Source organism: Haloplanus ruber, from assembly GCF_024494725.1.
Classification (GTDB): Archaea; Halobacteriota; Halobacteria; order Halobacteriales; family Haloferacaceae; genus Haloplanus; species Haloplanus ruber.
The window spans coordinates 43,621-61,000 of sequence record NZ_JANHDK010000004.1 but is presented as its reverse complement, the minus strand read 5'-3'; the positions used below and the strand labels follow the sequence as shown (position 1 = coordinate 61,000).

Here is a 17,380-nt window from a genome sequence, read left to right as displayed (position 1 = left end):
AAGCGTTATAACCTTTACTTAGTCTAAGATAATCCAGTAGTATCAGCGGTCAGAGACACGATTTTTTCATCCATATTACGTGAACGCATTGGAGATACATGGGAATCTCGAGTGTTCTCGTTAGGAATCGAGGAAGCCAACGCCGATGGTGTTGCCCGTTGCCCATTGCACAATACCGATGAGACCAGCGTACGCCAAGAGTATATATGAGAGGACGATCGCGATCATCCCCATCGAGAGCAACTCTGTGCCAGAGACGGGGATCGAGATGGTTCCGCCGATCGCGAAGATCCCGACTAGGAGTGGTATACCAGCGAGTGCGGGGACGAGTAGCCCAATCAGTCCGACTTTCGAATACCACGGGTTGATCAATTCGGCGACAGTCAGTTCTTGTTGGCCATCCACGATGATATCTGGGGGAATCGGCCAATCACTGCGATCGTCGCTCCACCAGTAGATGCGACCGTTATTGGCGGGCATGGACTCGCAAACCTCCACCTCATCAAGCGTGTTCAGCTTTTTGCGGACAGTCTCCTTACCATGACTGGTATCAAGTTCCGACTGCATTTGCGAGGCTGTCCATATCGGGCGGTCATTTTCATACATTGTCAGCGCGACCTCGGCCGGGAGTAGTTCGTTGCCACTAACGTGGCGTGGATCGGTCTTGAGCTTCGTGCGGACGTCGTGGGGAAGGAGGTCAAAACGTGACATGGATAGGAAATTGGTGATTCGTGGTTGGGCGAATGGCTATCGTGAACAGGCGAATCCCGATTCTCAATGCCTCTAAAAGTATTCTGGGGTTCTTTTGATTAATATGCGCCGAGCGCATCAAAGCAAACGGGCAACCGTGCTGAGAAGCGTCTGCGGGGTACGACTATGATGGGATTCAATCACCCCCACTGTGAACAAGTCGCCGAGGCAATTCAGAGCCGATTGTTTTTCCAAAATCGGCTGGGGACAGGATTCCTCACTACAGTCATCATGCTGTGGTACCTCTTCCAAATTGGAGTGGTGTTTCTCGGGTGGGACAAAGAGCTCATCCAGTGGATGTTCACAACTGAGTCGTTTCCCGCATTATCGCCTGGACTGTTCTTTGCGATCGTCTCACATGCGTTCCCACCGCGAATAACCCACTTGTTTGGGAATGTAGCCTTCCTGTGGCTATTTGCCGGAGAAAGCGAGCAGCATATGCGGCAGGCCGAAGTTATCGCATTTTTTGTGATTACCGCGCAGGTAGCGGTACTAATCGGAACTGCAGTCTCCGGTGAGAGTACACTAGGCGCTAGTGGGGGCGTATTGGCATTTATCGGTTTTTACAGTGTCCACATGTTCCTCGAGCACCGAGACGAGTTCGAGTTCGGCGCACTCACGTCTGGCAGTCCAATCACCACTCCAGTACGAACGTATTGGGGGATCGTCTTGGTACTTACTCCCATTGTGCTGATTCCATACATGCTCGGGCAGCTGGCCGGACTTCTTCCGGTTGGCCGGGCCGATATCGTCGGTCATCTTGTTGGATTCCTATTCGGGATAGGATACGCCGCGGCCCGGAGTAGAATCCGATAGATACGATTCTTAATAGAGAAAGCTGGGATAATCTTCAGGAGGTAACTGTTCAAATCGAATGTGTCTGCGATTTTCGTGCTATCTGTGGCCTTGTCGCATGTAGAAGAGAATTTGACCAACTTACTAGATCAATCCGACGTGAGATTGGAAACCGTCCTCAGGCCCGTTTCTATTTCCATCCGTTTCGTCTCGCTCTGAACACCCCATTTCATTATTCGACGAATCTCTCGCTCGCTTAGGCCCTGAAATTCAGTAATATGTAGCTCAATCAGAACGTCTGCAAGTCTCTTCGCGACCACCTCATGATCTTCGGCTACTCGATCCCATCCTGGGTCGTGAACCCAGTCGTTTCTCACGGTCCAGATCTCCTCTGCGATTCGACCGATGATAGGATCGTAGTCACCACTCGTTACGACTCCCAAAGCGAACAACGCCCGATCGATGACTTCCTGCTTCCCTTCGCGCCCTACCATCGTGAGTTCTTCAACAACCCGCCAGAAATTGAAAAACGACCGGTTGTAGCTGGTTGAGGTAAGACCCTCTTGGTACTCAATCAAAGCGTTGTGAAGGAGGGTATTATCGCCCGCTGTTCCGGATCCGAATGATTGGAGCTGCTCAAATCTGTCTCGAATCGAGGAGTAGTCTATTTCAGCTTCAGGAAGACCACCGGTCTCGTAGATGTGACATCCATGAAATCCATAGTCGGTTCCAACCGTTTCTTCAGTCCGATCGTCTTCCCAGAACATAGCGAACGGTTTTCTAATCGCTGTCCATCGAGCATCAACACCAGTAAGACGTGAGGACGAGCGATCCCTGTCGCCAAGCGGGCCCATATCCAGATAGTGGTGAGCATGATTTATTTTGGCGGAGAGCAACTGGAGCGCGTTCTTGAACTCGATGAATGCGTATGCTGGGCTAGTGGCAGTGAGAGTTGTCCGCCAGATATCATACTCGCCATCATCGATTTCAACAAGAATGTCTTGTCCGTCGTGAGCATCGGGATCGCGAGCGACCGCTTCAAGTCGGGGACGCCACTCAGATGTATTAGCGGGTTCAATCACGAGATCGTAGATATGGAATGCATTTGGAGGGTCTTCCCAGCGGATATGCCAAGGAAACCACACGGTGAACGTGATCGTATCGGCTCGCCCGATATCCTCCTTGATTGAGTTGATTTTCGATTCAAAAACCTCAACTCTACCATGTTCCTCAACAGTCTCTGCTACCGGAAAGAACGGCTCAGCAGGAGCCCTTTCATCATTCAGACTATCTTCTTCGACGTCAGATTCAGTGTCCGATTGGCTGCTCTCAAGCGTGAAATCCGAGACAATTCCCATGAGATCCTGTTGTAGGTCGCGGGCGGTGACTTCCATATCGTGGATGTCGAAGTATGTCGCGATAACTTGGCGAACCGCGTATTGATACTTGAGCTTCCGGAGTGGCTCCGACTCGCCAGGTGAGTTGACAGCGTCGGGGGCATCCGCGGCAAACCGATCGAGAGCAGTGTGTTGTGGAGCATGCTCGATCAACAGATCGATTAAGTACTCTGCTTCTTCCTGACTCATAGGATCGCCATCGGAGCGACCTGACTTCAACATAGCCCCGAGCAAGAATCGCGGAGCTATGATACCCCAGTTATCCCTTGTTTTCAGGGCGTAGAGGCTGGTTTGCTCAATAAATTTCTAAAAAGTATTTTAGCCAGCAAACTAATAAGCCAACCAGAAAACCAACTGGCCAATCAACTGTATGGTTGTCCGTCTGTCTGACAAAGATTTATGCCAAATGACGTGATTATTTCGCATATGGCAATTGGGTTCACTTGGTGGTCGGCCAGCGGAGGACCAGGAAAGACAACAAATGCGATGCAAACTGCAGCAGCAATTGGGCGAGATGGATACGATGTCCTCGCGGTCGACTTGGATCCACAGCGGGGAGCCCTAACCCATTACTGTGGGTATGGTGATCTCGCGTACGATGACGAAGAGGCAGGTCACGTCGTTGAGCCAGATATCATGGATGTCTTGTTCGGAGAGGAGGGACTCGAGGAGATCATCGTCGAGACAGACCATTTTGATCTCGTGCCCGGCCACGAGGACATGGGGAACTTCGAATCGGCAGTAGCAGATTCTTCGCGAATGGCAGCTGATCAATTCTTCGTAGTTCGAGACGCAATTGAGGACTTGAGCAGCGACTACGATGTCGTAATCATCGACACACAGGCGACCCACACGAAACTCGTCGACAATGCGCTCGTTGCCGCGCAAAACATCATGGTCCCGATTGAACTCACCCCCAAGGGGAAAGCATCACAACAAGAGCTGGAAGACACGCTGGAGGCAATCGAGAAAGGGTTCCGCGGCATGAACGTCGACGTGACGATCAGGGGGACAGTGCCAAGCCGAGTTGGAAACGCGAAAATCTTCGAAGAGTACCGAGAACAGATGGAAAACGAAGGGATCCCGATCAGCCCATTCTCGATCCCAGAACACTCGCTACTACGCTACACGTGGGACAAGCGGATGGATCTGTTCAGCTTCATCGAGTCAGAGGACACGCGGGAGCTTCGGGCCTACGAAGAACACGTGCCGTTAGCATACAAGGTGATTGGGCGGTGGATGGTTGGAGATTACAGTTACGATGAGGCGATCGAACGGTGGGATGAAGTGAAGGACAAGGAGATGGGAGATGCGACGCCGGAAAAGCTGCTTGAGGATGCTGATCCCACAACGGAGGTGAATGTCTGATGGGGAAAGATAGCCGCTATGATTTCGACGAGGGCTCGACAGACGCACTTGGTGACGATGAACCCGAACCGACTCAAAGCCAAAGCCAAGGCCAAGATCAGGACGCCACCCGTCGCGGTCAGCGACACGAGACCGGTGACCAAGCTCCGGAGAACGCACGGCGTAGTCCATCAGACCAAGATAATTCACTCCCTGCCGGAGGAGAAGCGGGCGATTTGCGGACGAATGCTACCCACCACACGCTCCCGGAGGAGTTCGATATGAACAATCTCCCAGTCAAGCAACGCCGATCAAACGTCAAAGAATACCGTGACGTAGACCTCACGGTGACGATCCAGAACGAGACGATGAACGATATCCGGGATGCAAAGCGGAAGCTGGAAGACGCCTTCGAAGGGGAAGTGCCCAAGACGGATGTCTACGAGATCGTGCTGATTGCCGGTGCAAACGACGACCTCTCCCTCCTTGACGCCGCCCACATCGTGGGTTATGGCATCGATTAGCAGCAGCTTGTGAGTCAAGCTTATTCTATATCCGCCTAATAGGTGGAAAATATGACCGAAGGGCCGAGGGGAGGCGCATATGGCACGCTCTCGGAATTTGTCTCTGTGACGAAGGGGGTTGTTGCGACGGGGCAAAGCCTCGACGAAACGAATACGAAAGCAAAGATTGTGACGCCGTTCATTAGAACTCTCGGATGGCGCGTCTACGACAATAGTGAGGTGTTGCTGGAATATTCGGGTGAGGAAGGATTCGACGATCAGGCAGACTATGCCCTGTTCGGTCCAGACGGAGTCCACGCTGTCGTCGAGGCCAAACAGATTGGCCGGAATATTACAAACAGCGGAGCGCAGATCCGGCGGTATATGCGGTTGTTCGGGGCCGAATGGGGGCTTCTGACTAATGGGGAGCAGTATCGTCTCTACCAAGCGACGGATGAAGATGACGAGCAGTTCGTGGAGTCAGTCTCGCTTGCCGATCTCCCGTCAAGCGCCCACATTGAGGATCTCATGCGACAGTCGGTGTATACCGAGGATACAGCTGGAAGTCCCTCGGACGAAGAGAGTCCTGAAGTACCCTCAGAGTCACGCGAAAGGATTGAGGAGTTTGTTAATGAGAAGCGAAGCAACGATCAGGAACCAATTCAGCAGAGCACGTTCGGGCCACTATACGATAGCCTAATCGAATCAATTGCTCCATCGGTATATGGACATGAGATGGAGAAATTCGGGCTGCTGCTCTCGCTTGTGGGTGGGATACACAAACCACGGGAGAACGGCCGGTCTATTCGGGGTGCGATACACATTTCGCTAGTCCATGATTCGGGGACGTTGACTACGGATATCGCAGAGTATGCAGCACAGGTGGCTCCTTCGGGAGTTCACCTCTCCGGTGGGCCATCTGGCAAAGGACTGTTGACGACACAAAAGAGTCCACACGACTCTTCGTCTCGAAGGCTATCTGAGTACTCTGTTGATACGCTAACACGTGCGTCCCACGCTGTTGTTACGCAGTTCGGCAAAGCCAACGAGAACGAGCTCGACCAACTGCGGAGGGCATTCACCGCGGAGATACCCTCCGACAAAGCTGGCGCGAACCAGGGTCAAACAGGGCTAATTGCTACCTCGAAGCCGAAGTATGGCCGGTTCGATCAGTATGAACCGATTGCGGAGCAGATCGATATTGATCCGACTACAGTATCGCAGTTCGATCTGGTATTCACAGTCGTAGATCGACCAGATCCGGAGGAAGATATTGAGGCTGCCGAACGGATTCTCGAAACGAATCGCGAGAGAGAGCGCGACACCCGCCGCGAGAACACGGTGGAGTCCGAACCCACTCAGTCTGAAGTTGAGGAGGCCGCCCGAACTGCTGCCCCCATTGTCGAACCCGAGTTCCTCCGGGAGTACATTTCGTACGCGAGAGAGACTTACTATCCGACCTTGACCGATGAGGGGAAAGAACCGATCCGCGACTACTATGTTGAGCTCCGTGCGAAAAGCGCTGACGAGGACGCCCCGGTGCCCGTTACCGGTCGGAAATTGGAAGCGATGGTTCGCTTGGCAGAGGCAAGCGCTCGACTGCGGCTCTCTGACACTGTCGATCGTGAGGACGCAGAGCGTGCAATCAAGGTTGTCCGATCTTGTCTACAGGATATCGGTATTGATCCTGTCGAGGGAGATTTCACCCATGATGTGGTTGAAACGGGAGCTGGACGAGAAGGCGAAGACGCGACTGAAGACGGCGGCGAGCATGATGAAGAAGTAGTAGAATCAGTGAGAGACGTGATTGAGATAGTGGATAAGGAATATACTGGAGAGGCCGGCGCACCGATTGATGCCATTGTCGACCGGGCACGGAGCAAGGGTATAAGCAAAGAAAGGCTACTGGACCACATCGAGCAGCTCCGCAGGAAAGGAGACGTATATAGCCCCTCAACCGACCAATACAAAGTCGTATGAGACTCAGATGGTTCCGACCACTCCCCGTTGTCGACTTGTAACTGGACGTCCTACCTATCTCCCAGAGTACTACCAGAAGGACAATACCCCCCGTTGTCGACTTGTAACTGGACGTCCTACCTATCTCCCAGAGTACTACCAGAAGGACAATACCCCCCGTTGTCGACTTGTAACTGAGCGTCTTGATTTCCTCCCAGAGGATCACCGGAACGACCACACCCCCCGTTGTCGACTTGTAACTGAGCGTCTCGATTTCCTCCCAGAGGACCACCTGTACGGTCACACCCCCCGTTGTCGAGTAGTAAGCCCGAAATAGGCTGCCCGCTCGCTATTACGTTGTGTGATAGCGAAGTAACTACTACTCGAATTTCCGGAGTTGGGCATTCACCACAGACTGGATCATTTCCGGCTCAATACTACCGATTCGACTGTCGGCCTCGACCGTATTAATGAGCGCTTCTGGATCCTCGTTCAGTGAGAAGAACATATGCACACCCCGACCACGACCCCGGCCACGGCGCTCGTAATCCAGAATGCCGTACGTCTTTTGTTCAGTAACCTTGTTGACGTAGGTTTCCCGATTGTGGTCCTCACTATCGATCGATTGGGCGATGAATTGGTAGACGTTGTACCCGACGCCGGCAGGTATTTTTTCGGGAGGATCGTCCGCAAAGTGCTGAACAGCAGCAGTCGCATAGAGTGCTAACTTCTTCTGTGTCGCAAGGCCGTTAACATGTCTGAGAGTCCGATTTTCATCGTATTTTTCCTGTGCGGTTCGGACATGGTCCTCAGCAACCACATCAGAACCTTCCCGTTCGGCGATCTCACCAGACCACCGGAACAAGTCGATCGCCTTTCGTGCGTCCCCATGGGTCTGGGAGCCGAACGCCGCGACTAATGGAATCACGTCACCCTGAAGCGCACCTTCCTTGAACGCATCCCGACGATTCTCAAGGATGGCCCGGAGCTGGTTCGCGTCGTAATCGTCAAAGAAAATGTCATCTGGGTTGAACGAGCTTTCGGCTCTGCTGTTAAGATCCTCCATGAAATGAGTATAATTCGTCAGAGCCGTCACCGATACGCTCCCCTGGATATTACCGAGGGATTCAGCCCGCGAGAGCTGATATAGTAGCGAGGAGAATGCGTTGTCGTCATATGGTCCGACAAGCAGATCAATCTCATCGAGGATGAATATGACAGAGTCGTAGTAGCTATCGACGAGTTCGTATAATCGCTCGAATTTTTGATCGGTTGAAACGCCAGTCTGAGGGACGCCAGGCTCCACGCCGACGTCGTCGGCAACGGTTCTCACAAGTCGATAGACGGCTTGGTCAAGCGAATTCGGACGCTCACAATTTAGACTCACGACGCCGAACCGGATGTTCTGGCTTTCACAGAGGTCAATTATTTGCTTACAGACAGCATTGACGATTAGTGATTTACCCGTGCCCGAGGGACCGTTTAGGAGCATGTTCGGGAGTCCTGAGCCATCCAACGCAGGTCGCAGATTGTCGATGACCCGCTCCAGTTGTTCATCGCGACCGACGATTCTATCCTCGTCGATGATCGTTTCCGGGCGGACGAGATCCTTGTCGGCGAAGACACTGTTACTACCTTGTGACTGCAACCGTTCGCGAATTGAGATTTGATCGCTCGATGACGAAGAAGAGGCATCCTCGGCCCCCTCCCCCTGGCCGGTTGAGAGATCGTCGTCCAGATCTTCTCCTGTAGTATCTTCAGATTCGTCAGAATGTGGAAGAGTATCCTGAGCTGACCTTGGATCAGTGTTCTCGTTAGTCACCGTTTCAGGCGAGTCCCCCTCACCTCGGCCCTCGGTGCCATTGTCGGTCATTGCCGTGGGTGTTGATCTCCAAATATAAAAAAGTGGACCACTAGCAGAATGTAAAACGGCGATACTGACGAACCTGAACCGTAGAGACAGGGTTCACGAATACCAGCATTCACCGTTATCGTGATCTAAGGAACCTTCCGCGGCCACCAAGCCGACTCGGCAGGCCCGTATTCTCCGCGACCAGCTGTGTCTCCAGGTAGAATAGGCCGGGCCACTCGGATCTCGACCTCGGGTCGGTTCACGGATCATCGAAAGCCACGGATCGATTTCCAACGACGGACGACCCCCTCCCCCCGTTGTCGAGTTGTAAAATCATAAGGGAGGGGGACCGCTCAGCCAGAAATCGACGAAAGGGAGCTCAAATGCAAAAATATCGGTGCATATGGCCTGAGAACAGTGATCCCCGAAGTCTTCTCTAGAATCAGGTGGTTTTATGTCCTACCTCTACAAGTTAGTCCGTAGTACTATCTCTACAAAATATAATAATAGTGTCATTAATAGAGTTACTGCCTACTGAATGCGACCAAAAAACAGACGTGATACCCGTGTTACTGCCTTTCCGTGGCGATATCGTCTACTCTACCGGTTCGTTGCTTATTCGTTTCGTCGCAGTTCCACGAGCCGTTACAACTCGATAACGGGGGGAGGGGGTCCACGATCCGGTGGAGCTGCCACCGTGATATTCATCACCTGACAACGATTTCTCGCTCCTCGATCAAAGGTACCTCTGTTGGCATCAATCCTTCTGCGTCGATTCTCTACTCTTGGCCAGAAGATCCAGAACACCCGGCGTGCATCCGCCCGGCCATTGCAGGCCGACCCTCCACCCACCACCGTGTCCGCAATTTCTGCAATAGCGAAGATACGAGAACCGTCTCTAGTCCTTCGGGCTGACGGGTCCAATATACTCGTTCGCCCAGCTGTCTCCTTCACGCCACTGCCAATAGTAGTAGTGATAGCCCGGTTTTGTCTCCTTGATCGTGATGTACGCCTTTGACGGGACGTCTTCATAGGCTTCAGGATCGGTTTCGAACCCACGCTGCTCGATCTCTTCGATTGTCTCTTCATCGACTTCTTCGGCGGCACGCTTTGCAGCGATATTATCTTCTCGCTGCGCCCGTTTCCAGTCAGCTAGCACGTCCGCGTAGGTGGCGATCAGTTTCAGGTCCTCTGGCGATTGCTTTTCGAGGGGCTCGACCACGTACGCAGGGAGATCCGGTGGGTCTGGTTTTGTTTCGTCGGACATCACATAGTTACCCCACGAGTTCCATAAGGTTGTATTTTGTGGGGTAATTGCTGAGAGAAGCAGTGGCTGATTTAAATACAACCACTATTTGAAACACCCAAAGTTTGTTTCAAATTTGCCCCGTGGGATCTCCTATTGACCCCCACCCCATGAAAACTGTAGACGCCCTACAATTCCTTTTTTGATAGAATAAATTGCCCTCTCATATTCTACCGAAGTGAAGTCACCCACCCCCCGTGAAAACTGGAATCTACGGCACTCACCCCCTACTTTTTTAAGAGTGTATAGTTGCTCACTGGTGTCGGTTTGACGGCGTTCAAGACGGTCGGGCCCATGTCCGACTATTCCTGCAGAAGGAGACAAGACAACGAGTCCGAAGCACAAACAGGGTCGTGATGAGCTGCCCGTCCTGCTGCCATCTGTCATGGTCTAGAAACTGTTTCACCGAGCCAACTTTTAAGTTAAGACAGAAGTGAGGATCTATGAAAGGAATGAGCTAACGTACCCACTCACAGCGTTGTGGAAGAGGGGTGGGCCGAATCCCACTTCGGCCCACCACCGCGGCCCATTGCACCGCAGGGCACACCTTACACCGTGTGCTTGTTCTTCCGCATCCCACGGACAAAATGTTTGCCCCTCATCGCGAGCGACGCATAGCGCCAACTCGGTCTCTTGACGGGTTGAGGGGCACCGAGAGTGTCCGTGGGCACGGCGGCTCGTCGATCCGCCAACGCGCAAGGTCGACGTCCACCCTGCATGGACGATACGCCTGCCTACACCTCCAAGAGCGATGTTCGCCCCCACGCCGAGCCGACGTACTCCGTCGTCGGCTGTCGGCGCTGTCAAAGTCACTGGCTCGTCGAGGGCCTCGACACCCACGAGCAGGTCCAGTGTCCCAGTTGTAGTGCTGTCTGGCAGGCCGACCGCCTCCGACCACGCGCTCAAGCCGATGATCGCGACGTCGCTCGTGAGCTCCGGGCGCGCATCCTCGCCGATCGCGCTGGCGAAGCCGATCGGTATGTGTCCGTCGACGACTACAGGGCCCTCGAGAAGCAGGTTTCCGACTATTTCGACCGGCAAGACGCGCTATTCGCTGCTGACGTCGACACGGAGTTGGACGAGTACTGCCAGCGGTTCGAAGCACTCGCCGACGGCTACCTCGAACAACAATCTCAACGGTTTGCAACCGCTGCCGAAGCCCATCTCGCCCGTCGTGATCAATGGCTCGAAGCAGAAGCCGAGGCTGCCCTTGGTATCGAGGACGGGCGCTTTGCTGATGTCGTCACCGAGGAGGTCGATCTGGATGTGTTTGATGCCGACCCCGACCCTGAGGGGGCGTCGGTCACGCTCGCTCGTCCAGGCCAAGCCCGCGTCGACGCGGTCCGGCTCACCCGTGTCGGGCCACAAGTGAGTGACTGGCTCCCCGAGTTGTGGATACAGCTGCTTCCTCGAACCACTGCCCTCGCCCGTGAGATTGCGGACGAATACGATGGCTCCGACGACGCCGCGCTCGCTGAGGCCTGCGGCGTCCCGATCGCCGTGACGGACGGCGACCAACAAGAGGCGATTGCCGCCGTTCAACAGTACTGCACACTCCTTGCGACGCACGCTCGCGCTGACACTGACATTGATACTGAGACAACTGCGAGCGACACACAGTGCGCCGACCGCCGGGATGCACTGACTGCCATTGGAACCGGGAAGGATCCGCTCAACAGCGGGCTGGACGCGCTCGTGGCCGGCCCACTCGCACTCCATGCACAGAGTGACCGGGAAACTCCGATCACACTCACCCTTGACCCCGCCTCGTGGGAGGGGGCTCGAAAGGCGACCCGGGAACGAGCGCTGCAGATGTTTGCCCACCTCGCGACGGCGTTCGATGTCCGGGTGGTGTGTTGCTCGCAAGCGGCCGAAGGGATCCTGCGGGACCACACCGAGTGGGCCGAGTCGTATCTTACTGATCCGGAGGGCGGGTCCCACTCAAAGACGGGCAACGAGACCGAGACAGGAACGCCCCAGGCGGCCTATGATGCCGCTCAGGAGTTCACCCCTGGCGATGGGCATCTTCGTATTGTGGGGGCGCTCCGGAGCGCTGAGCCGCGCCAAGCGCGAACGCTTGCCGACGATCCGGATGTGGCCCTTGCCTCAGGGAGTATCAGCGCGTACCTTGGCCGTCTCGAGACGGCGGGGCTTGTCGATATCGACCAGTCGGGGACGTTCAACACGGCGACACTGACGCCGCTGGGCGGCGCGCTTTCCCAGTTACTCACCGATGACTACGACGTCCGACACCCTGATCAGGCGGCGCTCACGGAAACTGGCTCCCGTCTTAACGCCCCCCGACAGGAGCACACAAGTACAGTGTATCGGGCCGGCGAGGCGAGGGCCCCACCCCCCACCGGCCCCGACGGCGACGGCGGCGACGACGGCCGCGACGGCGACGCACCCGCTACGGCAGAGGAGTGGCTGGCCGCGACCGGTGAGATTGAGGATGGAGCCGAGTACGTCCAGTGGCTCAGTGGGCCAGATCCCCGTGGTGTGATGGATAGTTGGGGGATGCACGCCCGGTTAACGGCACCTGTTCGCGAACATGGTGTGACACTCCTCGACCACGAGATTGATCGGTTTGCGGATGGACGCCCTGGCTACCTCTCCTGTTTCGACGACACCACGGTTGCGGTCGTCCAATGGGGTGGGCCACTGGCAACACTGGTACGTCTCTCGGCGATCTTACTGAGCGACAAGGCATGGGCCCGACCGCTGAACAGAGGGGCGCTTGGCGACGGCCTCCAAGAGACATACGACGGAGCCTTCGATGATGCCGCCGAGGATGTGCTTCGATACGCCTCCCAAGTCGGCTGGCTTGGGGGAGCCGAAGAGACGTGGGTGGGACTCCGCGACCGGCTTCAAGAAGTCTCCAGTGGATTGCTCCGCCGGCTGGATGAGCTGGACGGGAACGACACGGAAGCCAAAACGGAGTTGTTCAAAGACGCCCACGGCCTGTTGGCGTCGGCGACACACCTCTTTGCCGCCGCCGGCACTGACCTCCAGATCACGGTTCGGCTCCCGGACGTCGACCAACTTCGGCGTGACTCACCCCGACTCAACGACTTCACGCAGTTCTTCCGACACACGATCCCGAAATCGGCTGGGTATGGTGCCCACAACGCCTATCGAAACCTCATCGAGGACCGTGAATCAAAGCTCAAACGCCGGATGAGCGTGGAGTTCGACCCGACCGACCCGCTTGCCGATCTAGTCGCCGACTGGGTGATCGTCGGCTCTGAGGCGTCCACGCTCCAACCCGATCTCCGTGGCGCGCTTGAGGCGGCGGACGACGACGTCCGGGAGCCGGTCGCCCAAGGCACTGAGGACACGTTCGGGCTTACGGTGCCGGTCCACGTGGCGAATACTTACGCCGGCATTCGGGCCGTCCTTGAGACACATCTCGAACAAAAGGGCTTCCGGGCGGGTTCGGAACTCCGCGAGCTCACCCACGTGCTTCAGTCCGTGTTGGCGACCGACGATCGGGGTGCAAGCCCGTACGATGTCGCAACTGTCTGTCTACACCTCGCGGCGGCCACTCACGACGGTGAGACCCTTAGGGTGGATGATCTGGAACATGGCCTTGCACAGCTCCCAGCGGACCGTCTAGCCCCGACACTCCCACCGTCGGCCTGTCGCCTCCTCAAGACGGTTCTCGGGGCGAGTGATCAGCTTTCGACGGCGGAACTCGTCGATGAGGCTGGCGTCTCTCAGCGCTCCTACGATCGGCATCGCGACCTTCTCACTGCGATTGGCTTCCTCGACCAGGACGATGAGGGGCACTGGGAATCCAGACTGATCCCGTGGTGGTCGCCGTTCTGGACGCCGGTCCCGACGCCGGGGACTCCCGACACGACCGAGGATGCCCTCGGTGTGATCACGGCTGAGATTGGCGACTGTCCGGCCGATGGGTCGTCGCCTACTCAGCCCCACGGCACATCGATGAGGCGAAGTGAGCAAATAGCCGCCATCGTCCGGGCTCATTTTGACGCGATAGAGACGACAGAATCCGCTGAAACAGCCAGCGTTCAGATTGGGCCACCTCCTAGAAGCGACGGGACGCAACTGACGCTTGCCGATTAACGACGATTCGGATCCGCCGGCCCGATATACTCGTTCGCCCAGCTGTCGCCCTCGCGCCACTGCCAGTAGTAGTGGTAGCCGGGCTTGGTCTCCTTGATCGTGATGTACGCTTTTGATGGGACATCGCTGTAGGCCTCGGGGTCGGTTTCGAACCCACGCTCCTCGAGGTCGGCGATGGCGTCTTCGTCGATTTCATCGGCAGCGCGTTTCGCGGCGACGTCCTCGGCTCGTTGCGCCCGTTTCCAGTCGCTAGCAACTCGGCATACGCAGCGACCGACTCCAAGGCTTCTGGCGATTGACCACGTACGCGGGAAGGTCTGGGGATCTGGTTTGGGGTCGTCGGGCATTACACGTTACCCCACTTACCCATTTGTGTTGTATTTTGTGGGGTAACTATCTCGGGACTGCTACTCGCAGTTGGAGTAACGGGACCTCTTAGAATTGCAAGGCGGAAACCCACGGCTTTAGCCGTGGGAGGAAGCCGACAGTACGGCAACAAACCACAGGCATAGCCTTCCTAACTCCCCACCCTGAGCAGATGGGTTTAAATAATACGAGCATCATGTTGGAACCAAGTGCTGAACCGGAACTGCGAAGTGAAACTCACCGCGCTTGAGTCTGAGGAGGAAGCTCTCCTTGATAAGACGTTCGAGCAGTTCCGTTATTCCGCACAATACGTCACCAACTACGGTTGGAGCGACAACCCAGCCAACATCATCGACAGCAAGGACGAACTTCACGACGCGACATATGAGGACGTACGAAGCCAGACCGACCTCACCGCGAACCACGTCCAAGCCGCCCGGTCACTCGCCGCGCAAGCACTTGACTCCTGCACGGAACTGCACTTCGAGGAAGACCAATCCATCAGCAAGCCAACGTTCCGGGGTAGTGTCGTCGTCTACGACAATCGAACGGTGACGTTCTACGACGACTATTGCACGCTCTCTACAACAGAAGACCGAGTGAGCGCCGAATACGTTCTTCCTGAAGACGCGACTGACACGCCGTTCGAAACGTACTGGAACAATCCCGAATGGGAACAGAACAGCGCGACACTGCACAAGCGCGACGGCGAGTACTACTTGCACGTGAACTTCCAGAAAGAACCTGACACGGACGTGTCGGCAGTCGAGAACGGAACGGTTCTCGGCGTCGATTTCAACGTGGACGGGTCTCTGGCAGTCACCAGCACGGGTGCATTCTACGGCAACGCGGACTTCTTGAACCACAAGCGTGACGAGTACGAGCGCAAGCGGGGCACCCTACAAGAAACAGGCACTCGCTCTGCCCACCTCACGATCCAAAGCATAGGTGACTCGTTTAGTGAGTGGAGCGAGGACTACTTGCACCGAGTGTCGCTCGCAATCGTACAGGAAGCTCGACGGTACGACTGTGACGCGATTGCCGTCGAGAATCTGACCCAGATTCGTGAGCGAATCTCGGACGGGAAGAAGTTCCAGCAGTGGGCGTTCAACAAGTTACAGGAGTTTATTTCGTACAAGGCCGAGGAGTACGGCATTCTCGTGGACGATGTGAAACCGCAGTACACGAGTCAGCAGTGCAGTCAAAGCGAGTGCGGGTTCACGCACGAGGATAACCGCAACGGTGACGAGTTCAAGTGCTTGAAGTGTGGTAAAGAGTTACACTCGGACTACAATGCGGCGCGGAACGTGGCATGGTATCTTGTCCAGAACTGGCTCAAGTCTGGTTCTGGACGGGCGAACTGTCAGGTCGCCCTGAAGTCAGGGACACTGAACGGGAATGGCGAGTTTTCGTCTGCCACCGGCTCCGGTGGCCAGACCGGGAGTCCACTGACAAGCCCACCCCTTTAGGCGTGGGTACCTGATTTCGCAAAGGGCCCCCCACCTACCCCGTTTCAGTATCCTCTCTGCTGGAGCGAGACGCGGATCCACGGGCGGGGTCCGCGAGCTGTCGGCCGCTTCAGTGTTGGCTGAGTTACCCCACAGTGGAGAATTTGTCTAAACTATGTGGTAACTACGGTACTCGTTCCCGCCGAGAGTCGGGTTCGTTAGGCTTCCTCGAATTCTACTTCCGGTTCGACGTAAGTACCGAGCGGGGGTTGATGTCGATCTCCTTTGCGGCCTTGGGGAGCGTGTTCTCTCTAAAGAACCAGTGCCTCCTCGTCGTGTGTCTCGACGAACAGCGAGAGTTGCTGGCAGAGATACGTTATCGAATCCGGGTTCGGATCGCTGATGTAGATGCTGATTGGATGGTCACAGTCGACATCGATCTCGTACTCAGTTGGCGTCTCGATGAACACATCGCGTTGGGTCTGATGTGCGTCAGTCATCTGTGTTCCTTCTGCTCCAATCGGGGACAAGAAAGAATCGCGCTTTGTTCTCGCTCGTGACTTCTGTTTCGTGCTTTGGCGTCAGTCTGCTGTCCATGGTGGACTGAAAGGGCTGGGGCGCTCGCGTTTACCTTGCTCGTCTCGGCGAGCACTATCATCCTCCGGAAGGATATCCCGCCGAGCGAGCGCGAACGTCCGAGGGCTTTCGAGTTGTCTTCATCTTTATCGACTGCTTCCTGAGGACTATGCCCACTACGTCCTCTTGTCTACTCCCCGTCCGTACCCACGCCTCCGACATCCTCACGCTCATCAAGCAGGTCCCTCAAGATGACTGCTTCCTCAGCGGACCGATCGGTGAAGTCCCCTGTTGACTGGAAGAACGGATGTGGTTGTTCCTCTAAGTCCACAGCGAACGTTGCCTCCGGAAGGCCTCTATCCGTTACCTGTTCGAATCGTTCCTTGACTGCTTCCCGTGCAACCGGCTCGCCCCCGAGACTCTCGATGAGGATGTCCATCTTCGCGTCCAGTTGCTCCATTCGGTATCGTTGCGCCCGTGCATGGAGCCCTTCTCGGAGTAGCAATTCGACTGCCCGACTCTCCGAGATATCATGATACTCTGCAACTGACTCAATCGTCGCGGCGACATCACTGTCTACGCGAGACGTGATATGGGTCTTCTGCTGCATCGTGCTTCGTCGCTCGATTGTCGCCCCCGGTACTAAGTAGTTGTCGCGCCCCGCCCATCTTTCACTTCCGTGTCGCCGTCGCCGGCGACGCCCGCGACTACCCGCGCCCCGCAACACTGCTCCCGCACTTCGCGATCCGCGACCAACGCTCGCCCCGTCGCATCACCATTACCTATCCCCCACCGCGTTGCGCGGCCCGGTCCCCCACTGCTGTTGTCGTCGCCGCCGACGCTGTGGTGGGCCCCGCCGTGTCGCTGCCGCCGGTGTCGTGTCGCGCCGACGACGCTCCGTTCTTCTTCCGCCGCCGGCGCTGTTCGGTTCGATCGTGGTCGGTCGCCCCTTGCTTACCCCGCGTCGACGTCCCCGTCTCTTCTGGCTTGTC

General features: G+C 55.9%; 13 protein-coding genes. 6 read left to right on the top strand and 7 right to left on the bottom strand.

Annotated elements, in window-relative coordinates; genetic code table 11:
- Positions 1–120: 120 nt before the first annotated feature.
- Positions 121–711 (bottom strand): hypothetical protein, encoded by a 591-nt coding sequence (locus tag NO878_RS13265; protein ID WP_256406458.1) that lies wholly within the window; start codon positions 709–711, stop codon positions 121–123.
- A gap of 168 nt (positions 712–879) precedes the next feature.
- On the opposite strand from NO878_RS13265, the gene NO878_RS13260 reads away from it, so the two are divergent.
- Entirely contained in the window at positions 880–1,566 is a 687-nt protein-coding gene (locus tag NO878_RS13260; RefSeq protein ID WP_256406457.1) for a rhomboid family intramembrane serine protease, read from the top strand.
- A gap of 128 nt (positions 1,567–1,694) precedes the next feature.
- On the opposite strand, the gene NO878_RS13255 is transcribed toward NO878_RS13260, so the two are convergent.
- Complete coding sequence (locus NO878_RS13255) at positions 1,695–3,131, bottom strand: hypothetical protein (protein WP_256406456.1); 1,437 nt, start codon at positions 3,129–3,131, stop codon at positions 1,695–1,697.
- A 237-nt stretch (positions 3,132–3,368) separates the two neighbouring features.
- Between NO878_RS13255 and NO878_RS13250 the strand changes: the two genes are divergently transcribed.
- From NO878_RS13250 to NO878_RS13240, 3 genes are read left to right on the top strand one after another with little or no spacing between them, the layout of a single operon-like run.
- Positions 3,369–4,310 carry a ParA family protein gene (locus tag NO878_RS13250; RefSeq protein WP_256406455.1) on the top strand — a complete coding sequence of 314 codons (942 nt, stop codon included), beginning with the start codon at positions 3,369–3,371 and terminating at the stop codon, positions 4,308–4,310.
- Entirely contained in the window at positions 4,310–4,813 is a 504-nt protein-coding gene (locus NO878_RS13245) for a DUF7970 domain-containing protein (protein ID WP_256406454.1), read from the top strand. The genes NO878_RS13250 and NO878_RS13245 overlap by 1 nt, the downstream gene beginning before the upstream one ends.
- Before the next feature lie 51 nt (positions 4,814–4,864).
- Positions 4,865–6,772 carry a type I restriction enzyme HsdR N-terminal domain-containing protein gene (locus tag NO878_RS13240; protein WP_256406453.1) on the top strand — a complete coding sequence of 636 codons (1,908 nt, stop codon included), beginning with the start codon at positions 4,865–4,867 and terminating at the stop codon, positions 6,770–6,772.
- Between the two features lie 358 nt (positions 6,773–7,130).
- Here NO878_RS13240 and NO878_RS13235 read toward each other — a convergent pair whose 3' ends face one another.
- Together NO878_RS13235 and NO878_RS13230 are read right to left on the bottom strand one after the other, a co-directional pair.
- On the bottom strand, positions 7,131–8,624 hold the full coding sequence (locus NO878_RS13235) for an orc1/cdc6 family replication initiation protein (RefSeq protein WP_256406452.1): 1,494 nt from the start codon (positions 8,622–8,624) through the stop codon (positions 7,131–7,133).
- A gap of 877 nt (positions 8,625–9,501) precedes the next feature.
- Positions 9,502–9,870: a hypothetical protein gene (locus NO878_RS13230; RefSeq protein ID WP_256406451.1), complete on the bottom strand. Its 369-nt coding sequence runs from the start codon at positions 9,868–9,870 to the stop codon at positions 9,502–9,504.
- A gap of 756 nt (positions 9,871–10,626) precedes the next feature.
- Between NO878_RS13230 and NO878_RS13225 the strand changes: the two genes are divergently transcribed.
- A complete protein-coding gene (locus NO878_RS13225; protein WP_256406450.1) occupies positions 10,627–13,998 on the top strand; it encodes a DUF5817 domain-containing protein in 3,372 nt (1,123 codons plus the stop codon).
- On the opposite strand, the gene NO878_RS13220 is transcribed toward NO878_RS13225, so the two are convergent.
- Entirely contained in the window at positions 13,995–14,345 is a 351-nt protein-coding gene (locus tag NO878_RS13220; RefSeq protein ID WP_256406449.1) for a hypothetical protein, read from the bottom strand. The two genes, NO878_RS13225 and NO878_RS13220, sit on opposite strands and share 4 nt — an antisense overlap.
- A gap of 228 nt (positions 14,346–14,573) precedes the next feature.
- Between NO878_RS13220 and NO878_RS13215 the strand changes: the two genes are divergently transcribed.
- Positions 14,574–15,833 carry an RNA-guided endonuclease InsQ/TnpB family protein gene (locus NO878_RS13215; RefSeq protein WP_256406448.1) on the top strand — a complete coding sequence of 420 codons (1,260 nt, stop codon included), beginning with the start codon at positions 14,574–14,576 and terminating at the stop codon, positions 15,831–15,833.
- A gap of 290 nt (positions 15,834–16,123) precedes the next feature.
- Here NO878_RS13215 and NO878_RS13210 read toward each other — a convergent pair whose 3' ends face one another.
- Entirely contained in the window at positions 16,124–16,312 is a 189-nt protein-coding gene (locus NO878_RS13210; RefSeq protein WP_256406447.1) for a hypothetical protein, read from the bottom strand.
- Positions 16,313–16,578: 266 nt separating this feature from the next.
- On the bottom strand, positions 16,579–16,998 hold the full coding sequence (locus NO878_RS13205; protein ID WP_256406446.1) for a hypothetical protein: 420 nt from the start codon (positions 16,996–16,998) through the stop codon (positions 16,579–16,581).
- Between the last annotated feature and the right edge of the window lie 382 nt (positions 16,999–17,380).